The sequence below is a fragment of the Empedobacter sp. UBA2044 genome (genome assembly GCF_002333005.1).
Classification (GTDB): domain Bacteria; phylum Bacteroidota; class Bacteroidia; order Flavobacteriales; family Weeksellaceae; genus Empedobacter; species Empedobacter falsenii_B.
Window position 1 is genome coordinate 17211 of the sequence record NZ_DDBA01000056.1, and the last position, 12540, is coordinate 29750.

Annotated in this window: 13 protein-coding genes and 1 riboswitch; of the genes, 11 read left to right on the forward strand and 2 right to left on the reverse strand. The window is 31.7% G+C overall.

What is annotated here, in order from left to right:
• Positions 1-58 precede the first annotated feature (58 nt).
• On the reverse strand, positions 59-646 hold the full coding sequence (locus B4E59_RS09655; protein WP_286496266.1) for a methyltransferase domain-containing protein: 588 nt from the start codon (positions 644-646) through the stop codon (positions 59-61).
• An 8-nt stretch (positions 647-654) separates the two neighbouring features.
• Positions 655-1458, reverse strand: coding sequence for a sulfite exporter TauE/SafE family protein (locus tag B4E59_RS09660; protein ID WP_219035008.1), 804 nt, complete (start codon positions 1456-1458; stop codon positions 655-657).
• Positions 1459-1677: 219 nt separating this feature from the next.
• Here B4E59_RS09660 and B4E59_RS09665 point away from each other — a divergent pair, with 219 nt between their 5' ends.
• The 11 genes from B4E59_RS09665 to B4E59_RS09715 all read left to right on the forward strand — a co-directional run.
• The gene (locus B4E59_RS09665) at positions 1678-3000 is read left to right on the forward strand and encodes a M16 family metallopeptidase (RefSeq protein WP_219035009.1); all 1323 of its coding nucleotides are present in this window, start codon (positions 1678-1680) and stop codon (positions 2998-3000) included.
• Between the two features lie 14 nt (positions 3001-3014).
• The gene (locus B4E59_RS09670) at positions 3015-5057 is read left to right on the forward strand and encodes a M16 family metallopeptidase (RefSeq protein ID WP_291052699.1); all 2043 of its coding nucleotides are present in this window, start codon (positions 3015-3017) and stop codon (positions 5055-5057) included.
• Between the two features lie 249 nt (positions 5058-5306).
• Positions 5307-6140: a 1,4-dihydroxy-2-naphthoyl-CoA synthase gene (locus B4E59_RS09675; protein ID WP_114999699.1), complete on the forward strand. Its 834-nt coding sequence runs from the start codon at positions 5307-5309 to the stop codon at positions 6138-6140.
• 94 nt (positions 6141-6234) lie between these two features.
• Positions 6235-6981 (forward strand): prolipoprotein diacylglyceryl transferase, encoded by a 747-nt coding sequence (locus tag B4E59_RS09680; RefSeq protein WP_312067361.1) that lies wholly within the window; start codon positions 6235-6237, stop codon positions 6979-6981.
• Positions 6981-7181, forward strand: a complete 201-nt coding sequence (locus B4E59_RS09685; protein ID WP_114999701.1) for a hypothetical protein — start codon at positions 6981-6983, stop codon at positions 7179-7181. The genes B4E59_RS09680 and B4E59_RS09685 overlap by 1 nt, the downstream gene beginning before the upstream one ends.
• 1 nt (position 7182) lies before the next feature.
• Positions 7183-7416 (forward strand): hypothetical protein, encoded by a 234-nt coding sequence (locus B4E59_RS09690; RefSeq protein ID WP_114999703.1) that lies wholly within the window; start codon positions 7183-7185, stop codon positions 7414-7416.
• Between the two features lie 46 nt (positions 7417-7462).
• Positions 7463-8872, forward strand: coding sequence for a radical SAM protein (locus B4E59_RS09695; RefSeq protein ID WP_280037369.1), 1410 nt, complete (start codon positions 7463-7465; stop codon positions 8870-8872).
• A gap of 6 nt (positions 8873-8878) precedes the next feature.
• Positions 8879-9499, forward strand: coding sequence for an SGNH/GDSL hydrolase family protein (locus B4E59_RS09700; RefSeq protein ID WP_115002005.1), 621 nt, complete (start codon positions 8879-8881; stop codon positions 9497-9499).
• Between the two features lie 355 nt (positions 9500-9854).
• Positions 9855-9983, forward strand: a riboswitch (FMN riboswitch).
• A 131-nt stretch (positions 9984-10114) separates the two neighbouring features.
• Positions 10115-10777, forward strand: a complete 663-nt coding sequence (ribB, locus tag B4E59_RS09705; protein ID WP_291052702.1) for a 3,4-dihydroxy-2-butanone-4-phosphate synthase — start codon at positions 10115-10117, stop codon at positions 10775-10777.
• 154 nt (positions 10778-10931) lie between these two features.
• On the forward strand, positions 10932-12185 hold the full coding sequence (locus tag B4E59_RS09710) for an MFS transporter (RefSeq protein WP_286496264.1): 1254 nt from the start codon (positions 10932-10934) through the stop codon (positions 12183-12185).
• A gap of 92 nt (positions 12186-12277) precedes the next feature.
• Positions 12278-12540, forward strand: a 263-nt coding sequence (locus tag B4E59_RS09715) for a hypothetical protein (protein ID WP_291048153.1), incomplete at its 3' end; no start/stop codon positions are given.

Consider the following 12540-nt stretch of genomic DNA (forward strand, 5'->3'; position numbering starts at 1 on the left):
CTATTTAAACTCAAATAAGATTGATAGTTAACTTAAAATTTATGAATGAAATCATAGGTTATTTGGCAATCTTTTTTAGATTAATAAATAATTCGGTTTTAGCTCTTGGCGGAATAGAATTGTAACAATTTTCCATGACTTTGAAATCAAAATAATCATTGAAATACGTCTGATATTCAGTTTTATCACCTCCAAAAGGAGGCGTTTCATTTCCGAATTCTCTGTTGAATAATACACCAACTAATTTTCCGTTTTCGGTTAGCAGTTCATTCATTTTGATACTATAGCTTTGACGTAATTTTGGATCTAATGCACAGAAAAAAGTTTGTTCTAAAATCAAATCAAATTCACCATCTAACTCAAAAAAATCTTGATGAAGAACTTTGATATTGGGATTATGTTTAAATTTTTCTTTGATTTTTTCGACTACAATTTCCGAAATATCAATCAATGTAATATTCGTAAAACCTTGTTCCAAAAGATATTCTGCTTCGTAAGCATTTCCACAACCTGGAATCAGAATTCTGATATTTTTATCTTCCAATTGATCGATATACTCTTTTAGTGGAGTAGAAGGAGCTTTTAAATCCCAACCAGTTTGATTTGTGATGTATTTATCGTTCCAAAAATTTTCGTTCAGTTCCATACTTTAAATTATTGAATTATAAATTCTTCGATGAACATAAAAATTGCCATTAAAATAATGAAGATTGCAAATGTTCGTTTTAGAAATTGTACTGGTAAAAATTTGTTGATGTAGGTTCCGACAAGAATTCCAACCATAGAAATTCCAATGAAAACACTCAAAAAACTCCAATCAATTTTGATGTGTAAAGCATCACCAATAAAAAATCCGATAAGTGAATTGATGGCAATAATTACCAACGAAGTTGCCGAAGCTCTTTTCATATCTAATTTTGCAACCATCATTAATGCCGGAACAATCAAAAAACCACCGCCAGCACCAACCATTCCTGTTAATCCTCCGATTAAAAATCCTTGAATTAATAAAAGAGGATTTAGCTTATCATTTTTCTGATTAATTTGTTCTTCTTTCTTCCCTTTTAACATAGAAATAGCTGCGAAAACCATCAGAATAGCGAATAAACCAAACATTGCCATTCGACGTGTGACGATAAAATCGCCTATAGAAAATAAATTACTTGGCAGGGCAGGAATTAAAAATGCACGAACCAATGTAATTCCAACAACAGCTGGTAATCCAAATTGAAAAACGACTTTCCAATCAACCATTTTTTGCGAAGCTTGCTTTATTCCTCCAATCAATCCTGTCGATCCAACGATGCATAATGAATAAGCAGTAGCAATTTTTTCGTCGAAATGAAAAATATACGCTAAAATAGGAACGGCTAAAATAGATCCACCACCACCAAGAACTCCCATAATTAGTCCGATGAAGAAGGCACCTACAAAACCAAAAAACTCTATAAAATCCATTTTTTTCTCTCGATTTTTACAAATCTATAGCAAATACAATAACAATTACTATAGGTATATTATGAAATATTGTTGTAAATTAATACAAATGCCTACTAAATCAATAGACGTGTATTATTTTACTTTTTTTAATTATTATGCAAATTTGGTGTAACATTTTCAAAAAAACTGCTACTAATGTTACATAAGCATAATAGATAAAAACTTAAAAAATACTAAATGAAGAAAATTTTTATGTCTATCTTATTTGCAGGATCAGCATTATTTGGTCAGCAAATAAAATTTGATGAGTATACTCTAGCAAACGGATTGCATGTTATCCTTCATCAAGATAATTCTGCTCCAGTTATTACAACAGGTGTTATGTATCACGTAGGTTCGAAAGATGAGCAAGTTGGTAAAACAGGTTTTGCACACTTTTTTGAGCATTTATTATTTGAAGGAACAGAGAATATTAAGAGAGGTGAATGGTTCAAAATTGTTTCTTCTCATGGAGGTTCTAACAATGCGAATACAACAACGGACAGAACATATTATTACGAAACTTTTCCATCAAATAATTTAGAATTAGGATTATGGATGGAATCTGATCGTTTGCGTCAACCAATCATCAATCAAATTGGCGTCGATACACAAAAAGAAGTTGTAAAAGAAGAAAAACGTTCTCGTTTAGACAATCAACCTTATGGTAAATTTTCGTACGGAGAAGCGGTTAATCCTCATGTTTTCAAAAAACATCCTTACCGTTGGAGTGTAATTGGTTCTTTTGAGGATTTGAGTAATGCAAAATTAGACGATTTCAAACACTTTAGTCAAACTTTTTATGTGCCAAATAATGCTGTATTAGTTGTTGCGGGTGATTTTAATAAAGACGAAGCAAAGAAATTAATTGAGAAATATTTTGGTGTAATTCCAAGAGGAAAAGATGTTGTGAAAACTGTTGAGAAGGAAGATCCAATTACATCAGAAATTCGTGCAACAGAATATGATGCAAATATTCAGATTCCTTTATTGGCGATTAATTATCGTACGCCAGATAACAAATCAAAAGATGCTTATGCATTAGAAATGTTATCAAGCTATTTAACAGGTGGAAAATCATCAGTTTTATATAAAAAATATGTTGACGAGAAAAAAGAAGCATTACAAATATTTGCTTTCAATCGTCAAATGGAAGATTACGGAATTTATTCAATCGGAATTTTACCTCAAGGAGAAGTTTCTTTGGATAAATTAGAAGGAGATTTACAACAAGATATAGAAAAAGTTCAAACAAATTTGATTTCTGAAGAAGATTACCAAAAAATCTTAAATGGAATTGAAAATAGTTTTGTGGCTTCAAAATCGGGTGTTCAAAACATTGCACATGCTTTAGCGGATGCTTATATGTTGGGCGGAGATACAAATAAAATCAACGAAGAATTGAAAGTTTATCAATCTGTAACAAGAGAAGATATTCGCAATGTTGCTAAAAAGTATCTAAACAAAAACCAACGTGTAATTATTCATTATTTACCAGAATCTAAAAAAGCTGCAAAATAAAAAACAACCGAATTATGAAAACAAAAATATTATCTCTTGCAATCGCTTTTATGGCAGTTAGCTTAAATGCGCAAGTGGCGATTCCAATGCCAAAACCAGGTCCAGCACCGACGGTTAATTTAGGAAAATCGAACGAATTCAAATTAAAAAATGGTTTAACAGTTATCGTTGTTGAAAATCATAAATTACCACGAGTTTCTGCTACATTAACAATCGATAATCCTCCATATGCATTAGGTGCAAAAAAAGGAGCAGAGTCTTTGTTGGGCGAAATGTTGGGAACAGGAACAAAAACAAAATCGAAAGATGATTTCAATAAACGTATTGAGTTTTTAGGAGCTCGCGTTAATTTTTGGGAAGAAGGAGCTTCTGCAAGTTCTTTAACTAAGTATTTTAACGAGATTTTTGGTTATATGGCTGATGGAGCTATGAATCCAAACTTTACTGAAAGTGAATTTGCTGATGTTAAAAAACGTTACATCGAAGGTTTAAAGTCGAATGAAAAATCTGTAGAAGCAGCAGCATCTCGCGTTTCGAATATATTAGTTTATGGAAAAAATAATCCTTTCTCAGAATTTGATACACCAGCCCAAATTGAGAAAATTACATTGCAAGATGTGAAGGATTACTACAATACCTACTACAAACCAAACAATGCTTATTTGATTGTTGTTGGAGATATTTCGACAAAAGATGTAAAAGCATTGGCGGAGAAAAACTTTGATTCTTGGCAAACAGGAAAATTAAATATTCCAGCATTTCCAAAAGTAGAAGAAGTTACAAAAACGGAATTAAATGCGATTAATATGCCTAACGCAGTGCAATCTGTGGTCTCAGTTTCGTATCCAGTTCAGTTGACAAAGAAAGATCCAGATTATTATGCAGCGTTAATTGCGTCGTCTATTTTGGGAGGCGATTTTAATTCGAAATTGAATATGAATCTTCGTGAAGCGCATGGTTGGACATATGGTGCACGTGGTGGAGTTTCTGATTCTCGTTACATTGGACGTTTCAATACTAATGCAACTGTTCGTAACGAAGTGACGGATTCTGCTATCGTTGAGACGATGAAAGAAATTAAAGGAATGACGTTAAACAAAATTGATCAACAAACGTTGAATGATGTAAAAGCAAAATTCTTAGGAAACTTTATCTTGACTTTAGAAAGTCCTTCTACGGTTGCTAACCAGGCTTTAACGAAAAAGACAAATCAATTATCAGATAGTTTTTATGCAGATTATATCAAAAATATAAATGCTGTAACAATTGATGATGTTTTACGTGTTTCGAAAAAATATTTCCGTCCAGATCAAGCAAAAATCAATGTAACAGGTAAATTAGAGCAAATTGCACCAGCTTTAGAAAAATTAGGTTACTCAGTTAATTACTACGATTCTTTCGGAAATAAAATAGATAAACCAACTTCTGGTGCAAAAACTACAACTGTTTCAGTTGCTCAAATTACAGATAATTTTTTCAAAGCTATTGGTGGTACGGACAAAGTGAAAGCTGTAAAATCGATTGCTCAAAAAGGAAAAATTGACATGATGGGTAGAAATGGAGAATATATATCTAAATCTGCTGCGCCTAATAAAACTTTTGTAAGTTATAATATAGGTGGACTTATTATTAAACAAATTTTTGATGGTGAGAAAGGGTTTGTTTTTCAAGGACAAAAATTTGATTTACCAGCTGAAATGACAGATCCTTTAAAGAAAACAAATTCTTTGTTTGTACCATTGTCAGAAGGTTATAAATCGGCTAAAGTAGAAGGAATCGTTTCTGAAAACGGAGTTGAATATTACAAAGTTGTTGCTGCAGATATTTCTCGTACAGATTATTATGATGTAAAAACTGGCTTGTTAATGAAGTCTGAACAAAAAATGAAATCTCCACAAGGAGAAATGATTGCGACGACGATAAACAAAGGATATAAAACTTTTGAAGGTATTTTAATGCCAACAGAAATTTTAACAGAAGCTGGATCTCAAACAGCTAAAATAGTAATTGAATCAGTAGAAATTAATAAAAACGTTTCTGACGCAGATTTTAAATAACAATTCTTTTAAATATTTTTCAAATTAAAAGGCAATTCGTATTTTTCGGATTGTCTTTTTTTATACCACTATGATGAATAAAACCTCTTAGCGCAAAAAATAAGGTAATTAAAGAAGAGTATCAAGAGATTATAGATCAGCGTATGCTAGAATTGCGTAGAAAAACTTGAGATTAATAACTGAAAATTCTTTTTAAAAATGAATAAATCTTATTTTTGAGAAATTTTTAATCAAAAAACAAAATATATAATGGCAACAATCAATTGGCAAACGGTAAAGGAGTACGAAGATATCACGTTCAAGAAATGTGATGGAGTAATGCGTATAGCATTTAATCGTCCTGAAGTTCGTAATGCATTTCGCCCAAAAACTGTTTTCGAATTATTAGATGCTTTTCAATTAGCAGAAGAAGATCGTGAAGTTGGTGTAATTTTATTGACAGGAGAAGGACCATCTGCAAAAGATGGTGGTTGGGCTTTTTGTTCTGGAGGTGATCAACGCGTTCGTGGTGCAAAAGGTTATGAAGGACAAGATGGTGTTGGACGTTTGAATATTTTAGAAGTTCAGCGTTTAATTCGTTTTTCGACAAAAGTTGTTGTAGCCGTTGTAAATGGTTGGGCAGTAGGAGGAGGACATTCTTTGCACGTGGTTTGTGACATGACATTGGCTTCTAAAGAACATGCGATTTTCAAACAAACTGATGCAGATGTAGCTTCATTTGATGGTGGTTACGGTTCGGCTTATTTGGCAAAACAAGTTGGTCAAAAACGTGCCCGTGAAATCTTTTTCTTAGGATTGAATTACTCTGCACAAGAGGCTTACGATATGGGAATGGTAAATTTAGTTGTTCCGCATGACGAGTTAGAACAAGTTGCTTTTGATTGGGCACAAGAGATTTTAACAAAATCGCCAACAGCAATTAAAATGTTGAAATATGCATTCAATTTGGTAGATGATGGTTTAGTTGGACAACAAATTTTTGCAGGAGAAACCACACGTTTTGCATATGGTACAGAAGAGGCTGTAGAAGGTCGTAATGCATTCTTAGAAAAACGTCCAAGAGATTTTTCAAAATTTAGATAAGAAAATTTTCAAAATATAAACGAAAAGCGATGTTTAACATCGCTTTTTTTATTTCTATAAAATCAATTACTTTTACTCAAAACCTAATTAATTTGTGATAATAGATTTTCCTGTATCCATTGAAATTTTTGGACACTCAGTCTTAGTTCATCCTATTCTCGAATCGGTCGGAATTTTTATTGCGATGCGTTATTATGCATTTCTACGAAAACGAAACAAATCAAGTTTATCGACAACACAATCGTTTAGTATAATTATAGGCGCATTAATTGGAGCGCTTTTGGGCTCTAAAATAATTGGAACATTAGAAAATCCGCAAGCTCTTTTGGATGCAGAAAATCCTTTTCTCTTTTTCTGGACAAGTAACACAATCATAGGTGGTTTAACCTTTGGTTTAATTGGTGTAGAACTCACAAAAAAGATAATTAGATACAAAGAAAGTACAGGCGATTTGATTACTTTTCCTTTGATTTTAGCGATGATAATTGGACGAATTGGTTGCTTTTTAACAGGCGTTTATGAACAAACATATGGAATAGAAACAACATCTATTTTCGGAATGGATTTAGGCGATGGATTGTTACGTCATCCAGTTGCTTTGTACGAAATTGTTTACCTTATTTTGCTTTGGATAGTTTTAAAAATCGTTCAGAAAAAATATATTTATCCTTCTGGATATTTGTTTCAAATCTTTATGCTGGCTTATTTTGTGTTTCGTTTCTGTTTAGATTTTATCAAACCAATACATCCCATTTTTTTAGGATTAAGTTCTATTCAAATTACTTGTGTTGGTGTTATTTTTTATTATATCTTTAAGTTATCACAACTTAAATCTAACTAATGGAATCTTTATTTACAATTGTTTTTATTTTACTTCTTATTGGTTCTGTACTTTCTGTAGCAGGTTTTATTTTGTACTTATTTACAAAGAATAAAAATGAGATAGAAAGTGTAGAAATGTCTCTAAAACTAATGGTTTGGGGAATAGGGATTTTACTTGCTTCGGGTTCAATTTGTGGCTTAATTTTAATTGGAAACTAATATGATATATTCAGTAATATTTGCAGAAGGAGGATTTGGAAACGATTTTATTTATGTTATTATAGCAATTTTAGCAGTAATTGCACTTATTGGAGGCGCTGTTGGAACAGTAATTTCGCTAATCATAAATTCTATTTCTGGAAAAAGTAAATCTTCAAAATACTATTTAATGATTTTTGGAATGTGTGCATTGGTTACACTTATTATTTCAGGAATGGTTTGTGGATCTATGTAAACATCGTACCTTTCATTAAAACTTAAATCTACTTAAAACTTATATTATGCCGGTTAGAAATTACACGTATTACGATTATACAATTTCACTTTGTCCAGAATGTTTAAAACGTGTTGGTGCAAAAATTATTATCGAGGACGAGAATGTTTTTATGACAAAACGTTGTCCAGATCATGGTTTCTTCAAAACAAAAATAGCAACGGATGTCGATTATTATAAAAACATAAGAAATTACAATAAAGCATCAGAAATGCCTTTGCATTTTGAGACAGATGTAGAATATGGTTGTCCGTACGATTGTGGTTTGTGTGTCGATCACGAGCAACATTCGTGTTTATCAATTGTTGAGGTGACGGATCGATGCAATTTAACGTGCCCTACTTGTTACGCCATGTCATCGCCACATTACGGTTCTCATCGTAGTTTAGAGCAAATAGAAGCGATGTTTGATACCATTGTTAAAAATGAAGGCGAACCCGATGTGGTTCAAATTAGTGGCGGAGAGCCAACAATTCATCCACAATTTTTTGAGATTATGGAAATTGCAAAATCAAAACCAATTAAACATTTGATGTTGAATACAAACGGAATTAGAATTGCGAATGATCCAGGTTTTGCAGAAAAATTAGCAACTTATGCACCAGAATTTGAAGTTTATTTACAATTTGATTCATTTAAAAAAGAAGTTTTAGAAGATTTTCGAGGAAAAGATTTGACAGATGTTCGAATGAAAGCTTTAGAAAAATTGAATGAATTAAATCTTTCTACAACTTTGGTTGTTGTTCTTCAAAAAGATAAAAATACGGATGAAATTGGAAAAATCATCGATTTTGCTTTAAAACAAAAATGTGTACGTGGAGTTACTTTTCAACCTGTAGAAATTGCAGGCCGAAACAGAGAAGACTCTATTCATGAAAAAATTACCTTAACGGAAGTTCGTCAAGAGATTCTGAATCAATATCCTCTTTTCAATGGAGATGATATTATTCCGGTTTCGTGTAATCCTGATGCTTTGGCAATGGGATATATGTTAAAATTAAATGACGAGGTAATTCCGTTAACACGCTATATAAATCCTGCCGATTTATTGAATAACGAATCAAAAAATACAATTGTTTACGAACAAGATGAAGAATTGAAAGTACAGTTGTTGGATATTTTTAGCACAGGAATTTCTGTGGATAAAGTACAACCAAAAATGAATCAGTTGCTTTGTTGTTTACCAGAAGTTTGCGCGCCCGAATTGGATTTAGATTACGATAATTTGTTCCGAATAATCATTTTGAATTTTATGGATGCACATGATTTTGATGTTCGTGCTGTTAAAAAGTCTTGCGTACATATCGTCAACAAAGATTTGAAATTAATTCCATTCGAAACAATGAATTTATTTTATCGTGACGAAAAAGCTGCTTATTTAGAAGAATTGAGAAAAGAGGATAAAGTGTTGTTTTAGATGATGATGACAAATTGCTTATTTTTTGGAGATAGTATTACCTACGGCGAATATGACGGGGTTTTGGGAGGTTATGTAGAAATTTTGAAACGTTATTGCCATGCTGAGTTTTATAATAACAATGCAAACGAAGTCAATTGTTTTAATCTCGGAATAGGAGGAGAGACAACAGAAGGTTTAATGAAACGATTTGAAGTTGAGACAAAAGCGCGCTTTTCTCCTGACGAAAATCTAATTTTCTTTTTTTATGGCGCAAATGATTTAGCTGAAAGAAATGATTTAGAATTGGTTTCTCTTGTTAATTTTGAATCAAATCTTTTTGAAGTAATTTCTCAAGCAAAAGAATTTACAGTTAACATTTATGTGATAAGTATTTTACCAATCTCTAAAACGGTTGATGGAATAAAAGTTCCTAAACGTAAATTTCGTACGACTCAAAAAATTGAATTATACAATCAAAAGCTAAAAGAATTAGCACTTCAAAATCAAATAGAATTTATTGATATTTTCTCACGTTTTAATTCAACTAAAGAAGAATTTCTTTCAAAAGATGGTATTCATCCAAATGAAAAAGGATATCAATTTATCGCAAATCAAATCAAACCGATTGTAGAGAAATATTTGTAAAATCTATTTTTGTTGAATTTGACTTCTGTAATATGGAATGATATAATCTTTAAAAAATAAAAAAGTCATTGATCCAGCTATACATGTAAATGGTGCGTTTTGGCTTGTTCCAGTTGGTGAGATCTAAGAAATTAATAATCCAACTAAATATCCGCATAAAGCGTAATAACCAATTTTCAGAATTATTCTTAATGCTTTGTTTTTCATTTTATTAGTGTTTTAATGAAGATATGGTTTTTATTGATAGTAAACAAAATAATCTTTATTCATTATAAATAACTCATTTTGGTTTTGTAACTTTGTTCGCGAAAGTTTATGGTAATTTTTCAAATAAAAAATTAGTATTAACAAACGAAATTTTCTTCGGGGCAAGGCGAAATTCCTTACCGGCGGTTATAGTCCGCGACTCCTTTAACAACTGTTATTGGACTGATTTGGTGAAACTCCAAAACCGACAGTATAGTCTGGATGAGAGAAGAAAATTGAACACAACTGAAAGTCATGAGTGATAAGTGTTAAGTTCTGAGTGAAAAACTCATGACGCACAACTTTGAGCTTATTACTTAACAATGTGTTTCGCCCTGAAGTGATGTTTCATGATAAAACAAAAATCAAATGAAAACAATCACACAATTTGGCTCAACAGACAATGAAAGAATTGCAAATGCAATAAAAGATCTACAAAACGGAAAAGGAATTTTATTAATTGATGATGAAAATCGTGAAAACGAGGGTGATATCATTTTTCCTGCTTCCACAATTACTGCGCCTGATATGGCTTTATTGATTCGTGAATGTAGCGGTATTGTTTGTCTGTGTCTTACACAAGAAAAAGCAGATGAATTGGAGCTAAATCCTATGGTCGAAAACAATAACTCACGTTTTCATACTGCATTTACAGTAACTATTGAAGCAAAAGAAGGTGTAACAACTGGTGTTTCTGCAGCCGATCGTATACAAACGATAAAAACAGCAATTAATCCAATTGCAAAACCGACTGACCTTAATCGACCTGGACATGTTTTTCCTTTAATTGCTCGTCCAAAAGGCGTTATGGAACGTCGAGGACATACAGAAGGAAGTATTGATATTGTGAAATTAGCAGGTTTAGGAAATGAAGCAGTTTTGTGCGAATTGACAAATGTTGATGGTACAATGGCGAAAGTTCCGCAAATTATAGATTTTGCCGAAAAACATGAAATGACTGTTTTGACAATTGAGGATATTTACGAATATCGTCTTCAATTAGAGGAGAAAAAACAATTAGAATTCGCTTAAATTAAACAATAAAATACATCATAAACTTTCAAAAATCTTCGGGTAGAAATACACGAAGATTTTTTTTGATTTTATACAAAATTTATTATCCAAAATCAAGGTAATTTTGAATAAAATCAATGTACATTTAAAAACTTAAAATTCAAATTACAAAATGACATCAGAGGAGAAAGTTCCATCCGTTTGGAAAAATAAAGAATTTATTCCATTCATATTTTTAAGGTTTTCCTTAATCTTTGCTTTATTCATTCAGAGTACGTCTGTTGCGTACGAAATTTTTAAAGTCACTCAGAAAGAAATTTTTCTTGGATTAATTGGTTTAGCCGAGTTTTTACCAATTCTTTTAACTGCTTTTTATGCGGGACAATTGGTCGATAAATTGGATAAACGGATGATCTTGGTACGAAGTATTGGTTGTTTTATGACCGCTTCTTTTGTCTTGATGATTGTTAACTTTCCGTCAGTTCGCCAAGCAATCGGAATTCCTGTTTATTTGGGAATCTGTTATTTTGCATTTTTCATTTTAGGATTGACAAGATCCTTTAGCGGACCAGCTTTATTTGCACTTTTAGCCTTAGTTGTCCGTAAAGAAAACTACACAAAAGCAATTCCAGTTTCTTCGTCTGCATTTATGATTGGATCAGTTTTAGGACCTTTGGCAGGAGGAGTTATTTTAGCAAAATTTGGTATTGAAGCCGCTTTGATAACCGCTTTTACAATTATGTGTATTTCGATGGTGATGATATTATTAATTTCTAAAAAACCAGCAGAAATATCAGAATCAGAATCGACAGAATCGCCAATGATACGTATCAAAGAAGGTTTGAGATTTATTTGGGGAACGCCAATTATATTAGCTGTTTTGAGTTTGGATATGTTTGCGGTTTTCTTTGGTGGAGCAGAATCGTTGTTACCAGCTTTCGTTGAAAAAGTATTGAATCAAGGTTCTGAAGCTTTTGGATTATTACGTTCAGCACATGGAATTGGATCGATTATAATGATGTTTTTCTTGTCGATGATTCCAAGTTTATTAAAAGGAAATGTTGGACCAAAATTATTGGGAGCAGTCGCAATGTTTGGTATTTGCATTATATCTTTCGGATTTAGTCAAAATCTGTATTTATGTTTTGTGATTTTGATGTTTGGAGGTGCTTTTGATGCAATTTCGATGGTAATTCGTCAAAGTATTTTACAAATTAAAACGCCCGAAAATTTGAAAGGTCGTGTTTCATCTGTCAATTCAATATTTGTGAGTTCTTCTAACGAATTAGGAGCTTTAGAAAGTGGAATTGCTGCAACATTTTTAGGGTTAGTTCCAGGAATTATTTTTGGTGGAACAATGACAATTTTAACCGTAATTTTAATTGCATTTTTCATCAAACCTATTCGAAAAGTAACCTTAGAATAAAATATTAAGATAAAAAGAAGTAAAGGTTTTAAAATAAAGTAAAGCGAATCAATTGATTCGCTTTTTTGTTATCTTTAAGAAAATAATTATCAATGAAATCTATTGTTTACTTTTTACTTTTAGGATTTGGTTTGTTGAGTTGTAATAAGGATGAAATTAAAATAAAGGTTGATAAAGTCGAAAATAATATGATACACTTTACAATCAAGAATAACTTCGAAAAAGAATCAATTCGCTTTTTAAAACCTAAACATAATTATTTATGTTATGAAGGAAGTAGTCCTATTAATAATATCTATAAAGATTTTTACATCTTAGATTTTATAAACAGATACTGTAATCTTCCCCTTGTTAA